Annotated in this window: 14 protein-coding genes; 5 read left to right on the plus strand and 9 right to left on the minus strand. The window is 43.1% G+C overall.

Annotated elements, in window-relative coordinates:
- Positions 1-10 precede the first annotated feature (10 nt).
- A complete protein-coding gene (locus SWOO_RS15435) occupies positions 11-220 on the minus strand; it encodes a dodecin (RefSeq protein WP_012325599.1) in 210 nt (69 codons plus the stop codon).
- 701 nt (positions 221-921) lie between these two features.
- Here SWOO_RS15435 and SWOO_RS15440 point away from each other — a divergent pair.
- From SWOO_RS15440 to SWOO_RS15455, 4 genes are all read left to right on the plus strand, one after another.
- The gene (locus tag SWOO_RS15440; protein ID WP_012325600.1) at positions 922-3039 is read left to right on the plus strand and encodes a TonB-dependent receptor; all 2118 of its coding nucleotides are present in this window, start codon (positions 922-924) and stop codon (positions 3037-3039) included.
- 8 nt (positions 3040-3047) lie between these two features.
- Complete coding sequence (locus SWOO_RS15445; RefSeq protein WP_195742800.1) at positions 3048-4283, plus strand: exo-alpha-sialidase; 1236 nt, start codon at positions 3048-3050, stop codon at positions 4281-4283.
- The gene (locus tag SWOO_RS15450; protein ID WP_012325602.1) at positions 4280-4759 is read left to right on the plus strand and encodes a TlpA family protein disulfide reductase; all 480 of its coding nucleotides are present in this window, start codon (positions 4280-4282) and stop codon (positions 4757-4759) included. Before SWOO_RS15445 ends, SWOO_RS15450 begins: the two co-directional genes overlap by 4 nt.
- A 129-nt stretch (positions 4760-4888) precedes the next feature.
- Entirely contained in the window at positions 4889-6436 is a 1548-nt protein-coding gene (locus SWOO_RS15455; RefSeq protein WP_012325603.1) for a leucyl aminopeptidase, read from the plus strand.
- Between the two features lie 363 nt (positions 6437-6799).
- Here SWOO_RS15455 and SWOO_RS15460 read toward each other — a convergent pair whose 3' ends face one another.
- Entirely contained in the window at positions 6800-7555 is a 756-nt protein-coding gene (locus tag SWOO_RS15460; RefSeq protein ID WP_229377241.1) for a helix-turn-helix transcriptional regulator, read from the minus strand.
- Between the two features lie 382 nt (positions 7556-7937).
- On the opposite strand from SWOO_RS15460, the gene SWOO_RS15465 reads away from it, so the two are divergent.
- Complete coding sequence (locus SWOO_RS15465; protein WP_012325605.1) at positions 7938-8615, plus strand: acyl-homoserine-lactone synthase; 678 nt, start codon at positions 7938-7940, stop codon at positions 8613-8615.
- A 44-nt stretch (positions 8616-8659) separates the two neighbouring features.
- Here the strand turns inward: SWOO_RS15465 and SWOO_RS15470 are convergent, their stop codons facing one another.
- The 7 genes from SWOO_RS15470 to SWOO_RS15505 form a co-directional block, all read right to left on the minus strand.
- On the minus strand, positions 8660-10345 hold the full coding sequence (locus SWOO_RS15470; RefSeq protein ID WP_012325606.1) for a GMC family oxidoreductase: 1686 nt from the start codon (positions 10343-10345) through the stop codon (positions 8660-8662).
- An 18-nt stretch (positions 10346-10363) separates the two neighbouring features.
- Complete coding sequence (locus SWOO_RS15475; protein ID WP_012325607.1) at positions 10364-10999, minus strand: gluconate 2-dehydrogenase subunit 3 family protein; 636 nt, start codon at positions 10997-10999, stop codon at positions 10364-10366.
- Complete coding sequence (locus SWOO_RS15480) at positions 10993-11583, minus strand: peroxiredoxin family protein (RefSeq protein WP_012325608.1); 591 nt, start codon at positions 11581-11583, stop codon at positions 10993-10995. The genes SWOO_RS15475 and SWOO_RS15480 overlap by 7 nt, the downstream gene beginning before the upstream one ends.
- Positions 11584-12366: 783 nt before the next feature.
- Entirely contained in the window at positions 12367-12900 is a 534-nt protein-coding gene (locus SWOO_RS15490) for a protein disulfide oxidoreductase (RefSeq protein ID WP_012325610.1), read from the minus strand.
- 1 nt (position 12901) lies between these two features.
- Positions 12902-13693, minus strand: a complete 792-nt coding sequence (locus SWOO_RS15495; RefSeq protein WP_012325611.1) for a DsbA family protein — start codon at positions 13691-13693, stop codon at positions 12902-12904.
- A 140-nt stretch (positions 13694-13833) separates the two neighbouring features.
- Positions 13834-15885 carry a protein-disulfide reductase DsbD family protein gene (locus tag SWOO_RS15500; RefSeq protein ID WP_012325612.1) on the minus strand — a complete coding sequence of 684 codons (2052 nt, stop codon included), beginning with the start codon at positions 15883-15885 and terminating at the stop codon, positions 13834-13836.
- 177 nt (positions 15886-16062) lie between these two features.
- The gene (locus SWOO_RS15505) at positions 16063-16455 is read right to left on the minus strand and encodes a hypothetical protein (protein ID WP_012325613.1); all 393 of its coding nucleotides are present in this window, start codon (positions 16453-16455) and stop codon (positions 16063-16065) included.
- Positions 16456-16708 lie beyond the last annotated feature (253 nt).

Below are 16708 nucleotides of genomic sequence, written 5' to 3' on the forward strand. Positions count from 1 at the left end.
TAGCTAAGCGCTAACTCTCCTCTAGCGTAAAGCCGACTTTAATCGTCACCTGCCAGTGCGCAACGACTCCAGCCTCTAAATGCCCCCGGGTCTCCACCACTTCGAACCAGCGCAGATGTTTTAATGTTTGCCCTGCCGTATTAATCGCTTCCTTTATCGCATCATCTGAACTGATAGGCGATGAACCCACTAACTCAATAATTTTATAGGTATGACTCATAATGCACTCCTAATGATGGCTATCTAGACGCTAGGCCTAAGTATAAACAGTATGAATATTGGCAAACCAAATGTGGTACATTTTTCATACTATCTAAAACTGAAAAATTTTCCATCATTAATGAGTCTCCGTCAGTACACATCCACAGACTTACTCTCTACCAAAATTACCTGAACAACATTAAGAGCTGCTCCAACTGGTTTCTCACAAGGCTCTTGGCTAAGCGCCCTACTCGCCCTTGTAAGCTCGACAACAACATATATTGACCCACTCGGTTAGCGCCTAGCTTCTCGCTCATGAACTTGAAACGACACTTCATTCACCGTCTCACTTAAATATCTGCACATTGAGGCGCTCCTGTAGGGTAAAGCCCAATCGACGAGATTTTAGCAACTAAAAATTAACATGTGCGACATTTTGTCACATGGCGAGTTTGGCAAAATATTTTAGGATAACAACAAGGTCAGGAATAAAAAATAGCTCTTTTGTTATGGGCCAATAGATATTTCTCAAGTGCCCGCTCAATTGCCCCTTTGTAAGCTCGTGTACTAAAGACAGCCACTGTTAATTTCACACTAAAAAACCAATGTCTTAATGACTAGAAAAACAAAAAACCTAAATAAATCAAAAGATTGACTTGTGGCATACAAAGTGCTTTTACCTAGCACGACTTAAACCACATCATCCCACTAAGAGGTAATATGAGTAAGCAGAAACTGATCGAATTCACACTTGTAACTGGATTAATGGCACCTTTCGCAGCAATAGGTAGCGAGGGCCCCGCTGAACGAGTTTCCACTGAGCATGCCAAGGATAACCTTGAACGCATCACAGTCACCGCGTCACGTCAGCGTACTTTAGATACGGATCTGGCCATGTCACTACAAGGAGTCAGCACAGAAGAGTTAGCCTTAGACAGTGGACAGCATGTCGCCGAATCACTAAACAGTATTTCAGGGGTGCTAATTGACCAACTCTCTGGCGGTCAAGGCCATAAAGCAGCAATTAGAATGCCCATGAATACCAGCGGTTATTACTTGTATTTACAAGATAATATTCCGCTTCAGTCTCCAGCCTTCTTTAACCATAATGCCCTTTGGTGGTCCAGTTTTAATTCAAACATTGCCACAATGGAGGTCTTAAAAGGAGCTGGCACCGCCTTATATGGCTCAGGAGCCGTCGCGGCAACGGTAAATATCTTGTCTAAGGAGGTGGCTGGATCAGATCAAACAGACATGGGATTGATACTAGGACAAGATGATTACGCTAAGGTGCAATTCAGTCACAGCAGTATACTCTCTGGTACTCAAGGCATTCGCGTGTCAGCTTCATACCTAACCAATGACGGTTGGCGAGATCACACTGGATCAGAACGGGCTGAATTAACACTCAGGCATGAATTAGAGCTCGAAAACAATGAACGCTTAGTCACCTCTTTAGTGATTTCAGACCTCGAACAGGAGATGGCGGGAAATTTAACTCAAGCCTTGTATGACAATGATAAAACAAACTCGGGATTATCAGATGAGGTACTAGCCAGCGATCCATTACGCAAAACCAAATATATGCGACTGTCTAGCCATTGGGATAAAACCACCGACAGTAGTTACTTTTCCCTCATTCCATATTATCGATACCGTACTAACGATTACACCGCAACGTGGAACAAAAACATGCCCAAAGTGGAGTCAGAGGTACACACTTTAGGCTTACTGGCACTAGCAAATTTTGAGCATGATGGCGACAGTGACACCAGTGTTGGCTTAGATATCGAATTGACTGAAGGGGATCAACTCTCCTATCAGCCCCTAGACTATACCAGCACAGGTTACAGGGCTGATACCTTCATTAAAGGGGAGAGATTTTATGATGACACCACTCAATACTTGAGTCTTTCTCCCTATATTCAGCACAAGCGGGAGTTAACAGAAAACCTCGATTTAACCTTAGGCGCCAGATATGACTATGGTCAATATGATTTTAATAACCACTTAGGTGTTTATGGTGACATTGGCCATGGGAAGCGCAGTGTTGAAGACAGAACAGATAACTTTAACCATATTAGTCCTAAGGCAAGTTTAAACTATCATTTGAGTCAAGATAGCAGCCTCTATCTACGCTACGCCAACAGTTTCCGCTTACCAACAGCCAGTAGTCTGTATCATTTGACCATCAAAGATGATGGCAATGCCGAAGCGGTCGATCCTGAGATTTCAGATACCTATGAACTTGGGTTTAAAGCCAATTGGCAGTCAATATCCCTCGACACAGCTGTTTATTATATGGATGTAGACGACGGTATTGTGCGGGCTTATAACGATGCAGGCCAGCGCTATTTAACCAATGCAGCCCGTGTTATTCATCAAGGAGTTGAAGTCTCTGTGGCCTGGAAGATTAATGAACAGCTAAATCTCAGTACAGCTTACAGCAGATCTCACCATGAATTTGATCAACATGAAGCATACTCAGGTAATGAAATGGCGGCTGCACCAGAGCATATCGCTAACGTGCGATTACGTTATAAGCCCGAGTTTATACAGGGCTTAACTAGCATGCTAGAGATCCAATCCGTAGGAGAATACTGGTTAGACGATGCGAACAGTCAAGATGATGAGGGAATCGATCGTATTGAAGATGGCTACACCATCGCCAATATCAAAGCCCTTTATCAATTCTCTAAGCAGCTATCTTTCAATGCCAGAGTACTGAATATCACCGATGAGGAGTATGCACAGGAAGCCTCATACCGATACAACAAAACATTTTACTCTCCAGGCGCACCTAGAACCGCCTACATTGGCGTAAACTATCAATGGTAAAACTCCCCATGATTAAAGTTAATCACTTAATAGTATTGCTAATTATCTGCATCCCCTTGAAGTTCACCGACGTTAAAGCAGCTCATGAACATCACAAGATGCAATCTCAAACGGACGGTAGGATCACGTGTACTCAGCAAGAGATAAACTGCGCTAAGACGGTGACTTCATCATTCGCCCCCAATGGTGATTTGTGGCGTTTGTGGGCTCACAAAGACAGCATGTACTTTCAAACTTCCCAGAATAAGGGCGTCACATTTTCCAGTATAAGACGAGTTCCGATCCCTAAAGAGAGCATATCGGCACGTAATGAAAACCGTCCCAAAATCGCCTTTGACCAGTATCAAGGGGTATATCTATCATGGGCGATGCCAAAAGCCAAAAAATACACCGCAGATGTACGTTTTTCCTATTCCAAGGATTACGGAGCCAGCTTTAGCAGACCCGTAACCGTCAATAACGACAAGCTTGAAATCGGCCATAGTTTTAATGAGATGCAAGTTACCGCTGAAGGTGAGATCACCTTAGTGTGGCTTGATTCACGTTTAGCCCACCAAGCTAGAGCACAGGGAGAGCAAACTAATGGCTCATCCTTGTACCTTGGCAGGGCGAACTACCGCAAGCAGCAACTAACTTTCTCTAATCGACCATTAGCCAACAACACTTGCGTATGTTGTCGTATTGCTATGGATATCAATAAACTTGGGGAAACCGTAATTCTATGGCGGCATATTTATAACGATAATATTCGCGAATTTGCATTACTGACCCTTGAGCAAGATGAAAAAACTCAACATCCCCCGTACCAAATCAGTCATGATCGCTGGCAAATTGATGGTTGCCCACATCAAGGTGGCGGGCTCAGTATTGATAGCAGCAACCGCTACCATATGGTGTGGTTTAACCAAGGAGAACTAGGGAAAGGGATTTTTTATGCATCAAGCCTAGATCAGGGCCAATCTTTAACCAAACCTGTGAGTATTGGCCAACAGTCGGCCCAAGCCGCGCATCCCCATGTCAATACGCTTGGCAGTAGGGTCGACATAGTCTGGACCCAATTCAATGGCACAGAACACCAACTCTGGCATCAATACTCCGATAACAATGGTCAATCATTTAGCCAAGCACGCTTATTAACCACAGCATCAGCAGGCGCTGACCGACCATTTATTATCACCAATAACAACATCAGCTTTGTTTCTTGGCATCGATTGAAACAAGGCCACTGGATACAAGCATTATGAAGCGATTACAACAACGAGTACTGCTGTTATTTTTCTGCGCCATTTTTAGCACACATTATGCTCATGCCACTTCATTGGCTCTCAATAAATCGCAACTTGCCAGCATTAAACAGCAAAACATGGGCAAGCGTTGGTTAATGCTATTGTGGTCTGTCGACTGCCCGCCCTGCTTTAAGGAACTGACAACAGTTCAGCAATTAAAACAGAAATACCCTCAGATCAACGTGGTACTGGTCAATACCGATGCCAATGATGAAGCCATAGTTGAGCACCTTGAGATCATACAAGAGTATCAACTCACTGATTTAACCAACTTTCATTTTGCAGTGGATCAAGGAGATCAAAGTCGCTTTCTTATCGACCCACACTGGTATGGCGAGTTACCTCGAAGTTATTTTGTGACCAACAATGGTGAGTTCCACGGCAAAAGTGGCGTTATTAGCCAATCTATTTTGGCCCGTTGGTTAATAGAGTAGGTTATGGCGGGGTTAATAACGGTTAATACTGGACTGTTTCCTCATAGGGTTAAGTTTCGGCTAATTTCAATTTTGTAAACTAGTCATGAATAACACGATAACCGGCTCAACTTTCAACTAGAGGATATTATGATAACTAAAAAAACTCTTCTTCCTACTACCCTAACCGCTTCAATCAGTATTGCACTATTTAGTGGTTTTTCAGCACAAGCAGAAACCTTTAAATTTGTGGATCACAATAAGAGTCAAGATGCTGAAACACTCATTGTATTTCAAGCTGGTGAGCAGCGCTCTCATGATTTAACCCGACTCGATAAATTATCAAACCAACAGATTTCAGCCGCCTTAGCACTCGATGGCTTTACAGGTGAAAAGAGTGAAATTGTTGAGATATTAATGCCCAATGGTATTGAAGCTAAACGTCTTGTGGTGATGGGATTAGGTAGCACAGAGAAGATGAGCGCAGGTCAAGTCAACCACATTGGCGCATCAGTAACGGCTCACTTAAGCCAGTATTCAACAAATAACATCAAGATTTTAACTGCAGGGATTGAGGATTCAAACAGCAATGCCAGTTTCGCTTCAGAGCTTGCACATGGCATCAACCTACGCGCCTATCAATTTGATAAATATCTATCTAAAAAGAAACCTGCCGACAAAAACTACACCATCACCGTGACAGATCCCGATAAAGCAGAAGCGAATTACCAGCAGCTATCTGCCATTGAACAAGGCGTATTTTTAGCCCGAGATCTTACCTCTGAAGTACCTACAGAGATGAACCCAGTACACTTTGCCACGGCAGCTAAAGAGCTTAATAAACTTGGCGTAAAAGTTACAGTGTTAGAGCCTAAGAAGATTAAACAACTTGGAATGGGCGCACTGCACGCCGTCGGCCGAGGTTCACAAGAGGGTGCCCGCCTCGTGATAGCTCACTGGCAGGGCAATGATGACTCACCAATTGCGCTTGTTGGTAAAGGGATCACCTTTGATTCAGGTGGATACAACATCAAGGCAACAGGAGACTCCATCTCACGGATGAAGTCTGACATGGCCGGTGCTGCTGCGGTTCTTGGCACAGTTAAAGCCATGGCGGTTCAAAAAGCCGATGTCAATGTAGTCGCCATCATGGCAATGGCTGCAAACATGGTGTCTGAAACGGCTTTTGCCCCAGGAGATGTGGTGGTGACAGCCGAAGGGTTAAGCGTTGAAGTACTTAATACCGACGCCGAAGGTCGACTCGTTTTGGCCGATGCCCTCTGGTATGCCCGTGAATTTTATCAACCTGAGGTGATGATCGATGTGGCGACCTTAACTGGTTCAAAAGTTCGAGCCTTAGGTAAACGTTATACCGGCTTATTTAGCGATGACGATACTCTGGTCAATGAACTGACAATGTCAGGACTGGCGGTTGATGAGAAAGTATGGCGCTTGCCTTTAGCCTATGATGATCTGCTCAAGAGTCCAATTGCCGATCTTAAAAATGCTGGCTATGGAGGACCTGGAGCTACAACTGCAGCGGTATTCCTACAGCAATTTGCAGGTGATACTAAATGGGCTCATCTAGATATTGCAGGCAGTGCACTGGCCGCAAAAGATAAAGGTGTAACACCGGCTGGAGGTACTGGACACGGTGTTCGTTTACTTAGCCATTGGATAATAAGTCAAGAGAAATAATATCAATTGATATAATGCTGCAATCCCTCTACAACAGGTAATATGTTGCAGTCTGAAATGTAATTTAGATGATATTTTAAACGAAAAAAAACCCGCTCTAGAAGGTTGAGCGGGTAAAGAGTAGTGTTAAAGAATAACTTATTTAGAGGATGAGTAATCACTATATAACCCATTAATTTTTTTACGATGACAAAATCAGTAACAAAATAACAAGTCAGAAATCAATCAACTCTAAATTAATTCACTATCTGTATATCTAGGGATAGATAAACAAATATACTACTGAGCAATTATCCAGCAGAGCATATACAAAAATAACTGTTCCATTAGACAGGTAAGTTATTTAAACAAGATCAATACTAATTAAATCAGCCCTAATCTAATAGCACAAACAATCGCCTGAGCTCTATTCTGCACATTTAATTTTTTATAAATATTCTTCAAATGAAATTTTACAGTTCTTTCTGTGATTGAGCAGATCATGCCTATTTCCCATGAAGACTTACCTTCAGATGACCACGCCAGTATCTCACTCTCCCTTCCGGTCAACTTCTCGGCAGGAAGTATTAAGCGTTTCATTGCCTGTGCTGAAACAGCATTAATTAACTCTAAGCTTGCCAGCTGCTCAGGGTTTAAAGAGCAGCCGCACACAGATGTGATAGTCAACTCTTTATATATCTGCCGAGTTGAAAAAGATCCTATGCTCGCTCCCTCTTTTAACCCCATCTCTTGTGCCCGTTCAAGAAAGTTAAACTGAACCTCTGACAGAGTGATCATCGAAGGCACTGATGCCCAATTAAAAGATCGTCTGAAGGATGCAGAGCAGCTCACAACGGGGTCAATATACTGAAACTTTTTCTTCTGGTATATATTATCCCACTCCACACTTTTACTCTCAAAACCAAAACCTGAACTGACAACCCTTTCAATGGTGATTGTATGATCAGGACGAAGAATAAGGTTGATTAACGCAACCCCATCGACCTCTAACAAATTCTGTAATGCTTTAACGCATAGCATCATCTCATCAGAAGATGAGGATGAGCTAAACATATGGTACACATCAGAAACCTGTTTAATATTTAGAAAGTGCTCGCTATCTTCTTGCAATCTCATCATTCATCACTCTTCAATTGAATATTTTGCATACTAGGTCACTGCGATTACAAAATATAAAACACCAATTAAAGTACCACCCTGACGATAGAGCTCTCTATCGATACCTGCCAATGGCATAAATTAATACCAAATAAGCTAAGATGTAAAGTAAACAGAATATAGTTTCCTTTAACTAATTAGTTATAGACTAAAAATAACACCATTAAGCCAGATAAAACACAATTTAGCAGAGAATAAATACCTATACATAATTTAATTAGCCTTAATATTTGTAGGGTAATTAATAAATCAATATCAAAGCTCACTGTCCGATCGGACAGTACCCTAACATTTACGATGAGGGTGTAATCGTTCTAAATAGTGATCACAGATTAATTAAGCTATGCAGGAATTGAATCAAACTGACTCAACACAATTTAACAAAAGTAATAACCTCCCCTCTCAAGTAGATACATCCTCACATTACCAAATCACACACAATCCAACGACTCAACAGATGGACAAGTTGCACCAGTTACGCGCTGAAGTGTTTTGTCGTGAGCTAGCCTGGGTTGGAAGCCCAGAAGATAAAAGGGAGTATGATAATTTTGATAATACAACCACACATTTAGGCCTCTTTGTTCGTGGCCAAGCGACAGGATATTTAAGAATTCATCATCATAATAGCCCTTGGATGATCAACACTATCTTCAATCAACTACTGCCAGACGGCGCACCGACACCTCAAGAAGCTAACGCCTGTGAAGTGTCTCGATTACTGATTGAATCCTCTCACAGAGGTAAAACAAAGGTTAATAATTATCCACCGATCCACTTGCTCCTCTCATATTTGCAAAACTACTGCAGCAGCAAAAATATAAGGTATGTCTACATGGTAGTGACACCAGCCACTAGAGTCGTCTTTGCGAAAATAGGTTTTAAGTCAACACCATTATATCAAGCTGTTAAAATGAAAGATGGCTGTTATGCCATGGCCGCAATATTAGATTTTGATCAGATAGATACCTTAATTCCATCGAAAGACGCACCAAAAATCGAGCCGTTATTCTTTACAGGCTAATCAGCTCTACACCGAGCAAGCTGGCAACTTAACAGATAAATAAACTAGCCCTTAGCAAAGCGCTCTACAATACTATCAGCGACCCGAAAGGCATTCGCATAAATGGTAAAAGTAGGTGTTACCGAGCCACCATTTGGCATAAAGCTGCCATCTGTCACATAGAGATTATCGCAATCATGTACCCGACAGTTTCTGTCTAGCACCGAGGTTGTAGGGTCGTCACCAAAACGGCATCCCCCCGCGACTAAATTAGAGGTTGGCTGAGTAAACACATTGCCCCATGCTTCGTGCGCCCCCATGGCTTTCATCACCTCGATCCCGCGATCAACCAAGTATTGCGCTACCCTCTCATCATGGGGATGAAAACCTGCCCGCACCTTAGCCACACTCTGGCCCCACCTGTCCTTTTCATCGGGATCTAGGCTCACATAGCACTCATCATTGGTCAGCCAATCGCAAAAAACCTCAAACTTAAAGTCTTTAGATTGAGTAAAATGTGACTTTATCCTCTGTTTAAGTGGTGTGCCCCACAACAGGTTTTCTCCCTGCCATTTGAGGCTTGACACCTCGGAGGTAGGAGACGGTGGATCGAACACAAAATCCAGTGTGCCCCCTTTAATCGGCTTATCAGATACACTTTCATCATCAATCTCGTACCAGTCTTGCAAAGCACGATTGAAAAATGGCCCTCGTGTTTTAAGCTGTTTCGCTTCAAAGGATTTTAACTTATCAAGCTCGAACACACCGTGGCCTGTGCCACCGGCACAGCAATGTAGATTCTTGCCCACTTGGCCGTGATTATTCCCAATACCATCAGGGTGCTTCTTCCCTCGACTACTTAACAACAAGCGTGAACTTTCGATGGCGTAGCAAGCCACCACAAAAATGTTTGCAGTCACTCGAACACTCTTATCATTGTCAGTAAGGTCAAAGTAATCCACCGAGTTGACCTTACCTGAGTCATCGGTATTGAGCCTGTATACCTTAGCCTGAGTGACTATTTCACAGTTTCCAGTTTTAGTCGCTGTATCTAACAAGGCAGCTCGCGAACTCGCCTTGGCCCCAGAATGACAACCATAGCTACCGCAATACCCTGAATACTCGCAGCTAAGCCGACCATTAAAGGGCTGAGACAGAATGCCACGCGCCATTGGGAGAGGGTGTAACTTTAAGCCTTTACAAGCGCTATCGAATCGTTGTGCAACCGGATGTTCAGCCGTTGGGGGAAAGGGGAAGTCCTTACTCGAGCGAGGCTCTAAATGTGGATGTTCAACCACTTTGCCCGATACGCCAACAAGCTGCTCTACTTTTGTGTAATAGGGCTCCAGTTCATCGTAACTGATTGGCCAGTCAACGGTATTTGCTCCCTCAATATTGCCATATTCAGAAACTAACCTAAAATCTTGAGGTTTAAGACGGTGAAAATACGCACTCATAAAGTTAGAGGCGCCGCCGACAATATTCCCTCCCCAAAACTGTGACGTGGTATCTGATGACCAGCTCCCATCACCATTAGGCTCCTCAAGGGTATGTCGCTCATCCTTAAACTGAGAACGAAATACACTATGGCGACCTAGCTGCTCATCCTTGAAGAAATCTGTCTCTTTAAACCACCTGCCCTTTTCGAGTACACCAACCTTGTACCCAGCTTTCGCAAGCTCATAAGCAATGGGACCTGCGCCCGCACCGCTACCAATAATACAGATATCAAACTTTCTACTCTGCTTCATATAATCTCACCAGTATTATCAATTAAAGTCTAGGTAGGTTTTTCCCTTCACAGGCCGAGGGAAGCCAGGCTGGTGCTCCAACCACTGCCAACCTATCCCATCGGGATTACCCCCATAAATAGGATCTAACGTGAGAGATTCAAGCAAGTAATAGAGCAGCAGAGAAAGCCAGTTCTCCCCAGCCCGACTCTTAGCTATCTGTTTAAGCACTGTATCTTGCTCTTTAGTACTGAGCTTAATAAAGCTCGCGCCATGGGTGGATTTGGCTAACTCCTCTAGCCAGCCTACTCCCTGTAAAATGAACTCTTTATCACCATCAGCTTGGTTTTCAGGATCTTCCAATGCCCATCTCAGGTATTGAAAGCTGTTTAATTGCTCTGATGAAGGACCATCTCCGTCATCGGGAAATAGCTGCAATTGCACCGCTTTAACAACTGTAACCGCCAGAGGAGTGAATTCAGTACCCCCTCCCACTCTCGACTCACTCTCCTGTGCTTGTAAGATGGTGGGTTTAGCGCCTATCAGCCCAAGTAAAACAGCAGCGGCGCCAGTTTGTCTTAAAAAGGCCCGCCGGTTAAGTCCCGACTCATAAGCAGTAACAAAAGTGGGTTTATTTGAGCCTCTTTCCAACTTAGCTTTGGCCGTTTTTAACATGCCGTCTCCTTATGACTTCCCTGTGTATGCTCCTGACAAGTGACCCCAAACGTCCTGTGATCACGTGCTGGCTTGATGGTATTCCACAAATCAAGATTGGCCGCTAAGGTGTGGGCGATCCCATCAATCTGTTTAATCACGCCATTAATATCAATTAAAAAGCCTGTTGGTGTACCGATCACACCATATCGGCGCGTGATATCTGCGTCGAAGTCAAAGGCAATAGCATAGTTTGGATTAAATCGTGCTTTAAATTGCTCTATCTCACCTAATGTGTCACTCCAACTAGTATTGATAGCCAGTAACTCAACCTGCTCACCAAGTTCAGACTGGATCTCAACCAGCTTAGGCACCTTTTTCATACAGTGGCCACACCAAGTATTCCAAAAAATCAGATAAACAGACTTCTCACCTCTAAAATCACTGAGGTTAAACTGGCTACCATCAATACGAGATAGGGAGAAATCTGGTGCTAACGTCTCCACAGTTAAAGGCTCTGCATTCACCGTCAACAAGCCAGAGATGGTCATCATGCCAATCAAGATTAACCCTTGAATATGCAGTTGTTGGACTCTTTTTAGCATAAAAATCCCCTTGTTCACTCAACCCTAAAGCCGTTAATCTGATGGCTCGACTCAACTCTTAATTTAGCAGACCGACCTCGTCACTAAAAACATTCATCTGAAATCCATTTCTCACCTTAAACTTGATTTAGAACAAGTTTTATCCCTACTTTCTATATTTCTGCCCTATCTTTAATGATTTTAAAGGCCAAAGAAAATATCGATATCCCCATAAAACTAACAGTAATAATCCATACCTTTGACTGTTTTTCATGGAACTAAAATCGGTTAACCTAATCCAATTAACTGTAAGCACAAACGTTAAAACATTAATAGCAATCAGTAAAAATTTTGGCTCTAACACTATGGTAAAAAAGCTCGGACTCACTTTTTGTTTCATCATCATATTAAGTGCCATCGCTTACCACTTTTTAACGCCCAAGATCACCTTAAGTAATGACTCCGCAAAAAGCTATGCAGCGCTTAATTTTACCCTACCTAGCAGTCAAATAAGCTTCTCTCCTATCCCCTCCCAGAGCCGTCAGTCGATCTACTTTTCACCGCAAAAAAATCGGGACTTATCACCTACCAGCTTGTCTCAAATAAAGGCGGTATCGTGGCGCAAGGGCAACTTAACTACCAGGCATCAGATAAGCTAAGCTCAGAGCTCGGCAACACCTTAACTTTTACTATAGGTAAAGATTACAGAGTCAGTTTTCAGCAGTAATAACAAGCAAGTAACAAAAAGGCTGATACCATAAGTATCAGCCTTCAACCGTCAGTTTTACTCTATTAACGCATCACCTAATTCAACAGCATTCGCCACCACATGCCGGGCAAACTGGTGAAACCTGTGGTGTAATGAATTAACTCTCCATCTTTAAACACCATCAAGGTTGGCGTGAGCTGCACTGACCAATCCCGTGCGATCTCATTATTATTGTCATTAATAGTCTCAAACTCATAGCCTTTATGGGATAAGTATTGGGACATTTTATCATCGGAACCAGAGTTCATTGCGATGCTTACCACAGGGTAGATGTTTGCCATGGTATCAACCGCTGGACTGACAAAGTTACATACTGGGCACCAAGTTCCCCAGAAATACACAAGCACCGCCTGATCTTGACTCATCGCCTTGATATCAATATCACTGCCAGTGAGGCTCACTCCCTTGATATCAGGCAAGTTATCCCTAGGGATATCTCTCCCACGCCAGATATCCATCACTGCCGTGATAACAATCGCAAAGAGGATAAACAGGGCCAGTTGCTTACCCCATCCCCAAAGCTTTGACAGCAAGCCCACCCCAGCCGTATTCAATTTCTCTAGCTTCATATTACTCCTGTGCCTCTATCGCCTCTTCAAGTTGCTCTTTAAGCACCTCATAAGTGACCAAGCCTGGTATCACTTTATCCCCAAAAATCATCGCAGGAGTGCCTCTAAGGCCAAGGGCCATCATCAAGTTAACATTATCTTTCACCTGCTGATTAACGGTTTTATCTGTATTATTCAGCCATATCTCAGTGCCGGTTAGCTTGGCGACTTTAGCGATTGATTCAGAATCAAGCTTACGTGGGCTAGACATCAATACCTCTTTTAACTTTAGGTATTTGCTAGGCTCATTAAGCCAAACCGTTTGCGCTAAAGCGACAGCCTCTTCAGATGCTTCTCCCTGCAGTGGGACCATCTTGATAATGATCTTTAATTGAGGAAATTCCTTAACTAGCTTATCCAGTGATGGCTCCAATTTTTTACAGTAAGGGCAGTTAAAATCGGTAAAGTAAACCATAGTAATTTCAGGATCTGACGCACCTTTCCAGGGATCTGTTTTGGTCTCAAACAGGGCCTGTTTGTGACTGTTCAAGGCGCTCTGCCTGGCGGCATCAGCCCCCTGCTGCTCACGGGTTTGCAGTGCAATAATCGCCTCTTTTAACAGCTCAGGATCATTGATTAAGGCATCTTTAATAATTGCTTTGACATCCGCTTGCTGCTGCGCAGTTAAGCTCTCAAGCTCAGCGTGAGCTAAGTTTACCCAAGAGATCTGAACTAGACTAATCAGCAACGCAGTTGCGATAGCTGATATCATTTTTATCTTATATTTACTCACTGTTTTATTTGAAAATAACATCTTAATATTTCCTAATCTGGTGGCCTCAATTACCACAAACATTAATCAAGGCCAAAATATTTTCTTTGATGGCACCAAGCATCAAACTCAATAAACATGTGAGAGCACTACCGATAAAGCACACTCACACCCAATAATCACTATGTGCCAGACGCTCTTTCGATAGCAGCTACGACCTCTTTAGCAGATAAGATAACGGGCAGCTCTATCCCCTTAGGAGCCTTGGGGCCATACACCACGTTAAAGGGTACTCCAAAACGATTGTGACTCTGTAAGTAGTCAGTAATTTCAGCAGAAGGCGTAGTCCAGTCACCTTTCATGGTCACAATGTTATCTTGCTTGAGTAAGCTATAGACAGGGTCTTGCAGCACCACACCAACCTTATTAGCCTTACAGGTGATGCACCAGTCGGCCGTAACGTCAACAAAAACCGTTTTCCCCTCTGCAACCTGCTTGGCAATTAACTCTTCATTTAGCGCTGTCCAGTGAAGATCGGTTGGCAAAGGCCTTGCCCAGTTTTCAGAGGTCATAAACGCAGCAACCACAACGAGTATCAACCCAATGCTAAAAGTTGCAATCAGCGCTGGTAAGCCATATTTTTTTGCCATGATAAACATAAAGATAAAGATCAGAGCAGCGCCAAGACCCCATAGGTAAGTAGCAGAGATAAAACTGGTTAACAGACTAATTAACCACAAACTTGTGATTAACAGCATTCCAGAGAAGAGCAGTTTAACAATATTCATCCAGCGGCCAGGCTTGGGAAAATACCTTGCTACCTGAGGGAATGCTGCAACAAGAAGCCAAGGCAACGCCATTCCCAAGGCAAGTGCAGTGAAAATAACCACTAACCCAGCAACTGGAGCTCCAAATGCGAATGCCACAGCAGTTCCTAAGAAAGGAGCGCTACATGGAGTTGCAAGCAAGGTAGCAAACATCCCCTGCAGGAAATGACCACGGTTATCATTACCGCCTGTTGTGGCAAGCTTAGTTTGAAAACTTGACGGTAGATTAATCTCAAATGCTCCAAGCATGTTCAGTGCAAATATTGAGGTCACCAGCGCCATAAAGCCGATAAACCAAGGATTTTGGAACTGCACGCCCCAGCCTATTGCCTGCCCGGTGAATTTAAGCACTAAAATGAAGCCTGCCAATAACCAAAATGACACTAATATCCCTAAAGCAGAAGCGAGAAACTGTTGACGGATCTGTCTGCGTTCAAGGTTAGGAGTGGCAACAATAGCGCTGAGTTTCATGCCTAAGACAGGTAAAACACAAGGCATTACATTCAAAATAAGGCCACCAAGCAGGGCAAACAACATCATAGTCCAAATGGAGCTGGAGCTCCCCACTATGAGTGTTTCCACTACTGGCGCAGAATACTCAAGTGCACGTTGAGCATCCACTACAGTAATATTAAGTGCTTTGCCTAACAGCTCTGGCTCACCTAGCCAGCTCTCGCCATTGAATGTTGCCACCCATTGTTGACTTCCATTATCACCTTCAACTCGGTTTAGGCTACCAAGCTTAAACACAGTGTCAGGTTCGCCATCAATCATTATCTCAGGTCGTTGCCACTGAGAGTCCTTTAACACTATCTGTAATTGCGATTTAGCACTGTCCCAACCAAGATCAATGAAAGAAGCTGACTCATCTTCATCGAGTTTCACTGGCACTTTAGAGACTGCCTTGTTGTAGGCAAACATGGCTTCGGGATCAGACTTTAACGTGTCAAAATTGAAATCTAATTCAATCTGATAATCGGTTAGCACACAGATAGTTGTACAAGAAGACAGCCTAACTTTACCGTTAAGATGAGTATCAGCATTAACATCATCTAAGGTAAGAAACAGAGGAAAAACCACATCCCCCTTGTAGCCTAAGGTTTGTAAACCCAGTAGTGAAAACTGCTCAGGAACGGGCCATGACCAATCAACATGGTTCAAATTACTAGAATCATCCCACTTTATGCTTGGTGCGATCCCCCCCTCTCCTGGACTGCGCCAGTAAGTTTTCCAATCATCCTCAAGTTTAACCTCAAGCACTGCAGGTAAGGTTTTTGAGACAGGATCGAACTCCCCCGTCAGCATAAATCGAATCTTTACTGGTGGATGGTTAGGGTTTTCTATCCAACCTGTGCTCTGAGCAAACACTGAGGAGGATAGTAAAAGTAACCAGAAACCAAATATCATTTTTAAATATTTCAACGCCTTCTCCGATATCCATTCTGTAACGAGAACACAGAACAGACTCAATATATTCACGAATCTCAGTAGATAATAAATGAATAATTAATAGAGTTACCTCATTTATCGAATAAACAATAAATAAGAGATCATAAAGTTATAATTAATGAGAAAAGTCCGTGTTTATTCCTGAAAACGGCAGAGCTGTAGATGTATCCGCCGAGGCTTTCCTTGTGGACGTAATACTGGAAAGAGATGAGCATCTCTAGGTAAGACACAAATTAAGGCTAATACAAATAGAAGTGCAAGTGAGACAACTGGACTTTCAGTATCGCAGCACAAACGCATCGACTTTTCTGATAGCTCACAAGTTTTAAACTCAAAATGGCTCAGATCTGAGCCTACCTCTGAGGTGCTACCCGACAAGAAGACTTCCGAATTAACAGGCGCATTATGATGTCCATGATTGATCAAACGCTCAATTACGCCACTGTTTTGAGTTAAACAAAACAGTGTCAGCACAGTAAACACAATGACTGACCAACTTCTTGCTTTTCCTGATTGTTTGGCAAACATCTTAGTTAAAAAGCCCCTAATGGCTAGATATAAATCGCATTTTAACGACTCTCGAGAGCATAAACACTGAGAGCGATAGTGATAAGACCGAGTAACGCAGAAAATAGTTCACTAAAAACAATTTATTTTCTCAAACGCTAGCCTCCCCAGAAGAGCAAACAGGGATTGCACATTTTTCGCTCTTGCCCTAGGTTAAAGAGTGTAAATAAAACAATAACACTATAAATTGAAGTGGTTTGGGTAGATACGCCAA

The sequence above is a fragment of the Shewanella woodyi ATCC 51908 genome (assembly GCF_000019525.1).
Taxonomy (GTDB): domain Bacteria; phylum Pseudomonadota; class Gammaproteobacteria; order Enterobacterales; family Shewanellaceae; genus Shewanella; species Shewanella woodyi.

Bases quoted from the DNA above. Each gene is read 5' to 3' on its own strand.
- SWOO_RS15435 (WP_012325599.1), bottom strand. From the start codon at position 220: ATGAGTCATACCTATAAAATTATTGAGTTAGTGGGTTCATCGCCTATC.
- SWOO_RS15440 (WP_012325600.1), top strand. From the start codon at position 922: ATGAGTAAGCAGAAACTGATCGAATTCACACTTGTAACTGGATTAATG.
- SWOO_RS15445 (WP_195742800.1), top strand. From the start codon at position 3,048: ATGATTAAAGTTAATCACTTAATAGTATTGCTAATTATCTGCATCCCC.
- SWOO_RS15450 (WP_012325602.1), top strand. From the start codon at position 4,280: ATGAAGCGATTACAACAACGAGTACTGCTGTTATTTTTCTGCGCCATT.
- SWOO_RS15455 (WP_012325603.1), top strand. From the start codon at position 4,889: ATGATAACTAAAAAAACTCTTCTTCCTACTACCCTAACCGCTTCAATC.
- SWOO_RS15460 (WP_229377241.1), bottom strand. From the start codon at position 7,555: ATGATGAGATTGCAAGAAGATAGCGAGCACTTTCTAAATATTAAACAG.
- SWOO_RS15465 (WP_012325605.1), top strand. From the start codon at position 7,938: ATGCAGGAATTGAATCAAACTGACTCAACACAATTTAACAAAAGTAAT.
- SWOO_RS15470 (WP_012325606.1), bottom strand. From the start codon at position 10,345: ATGAAGCAGAGTAGAAAGTTTGATATCTGTATTATTGGTAGCGGTGCG.
- SWOO_RS15475 (WP_012325607.1), bottom strand. From the start codon at position 10,999: ATGTTAAAAACGGCCAAAGCTAAGTTGGAAAGAGGCTCAAATAAACCC.
- SWOO_RS15480 (WP_012325608.1), bottom strand. From the start codon at position 11,583: ATGCTAAAAAGAGTCCAACAACTGCATATTCAAGGGTTAATCTTGATT.
- SWOO_RS15490 (WP_012325610.1), bottom strand. From the start codon at position 12,900: ATGAAGCTAGAGAAATTGAATACGGCTGGGGTGGGCTTGCTGTCAAAG.
- SWOO_RS15495 (WP_012325611.1), bottom strand. From the start codon at position 13,693: ATGTTATTTTCAAATAAAACAGTGAGTAAATATAAGATAAAAATGATA.
- SWOO_RS15500 (WP_012325612.1), bottom strand. From the start codon at position 15,885: ATGATATTTGGTTTCTGGTTACTTTTACTATCCTCCTCAGTGTTTGCT.
- SWOO_RS15505 (WP_012325613.1), bottom strand. From the start codon at position 16,455: ATGTTTGCCAAACAATCAGGAAAAGCAAGAAGTTGGTCAGTCATTGTG.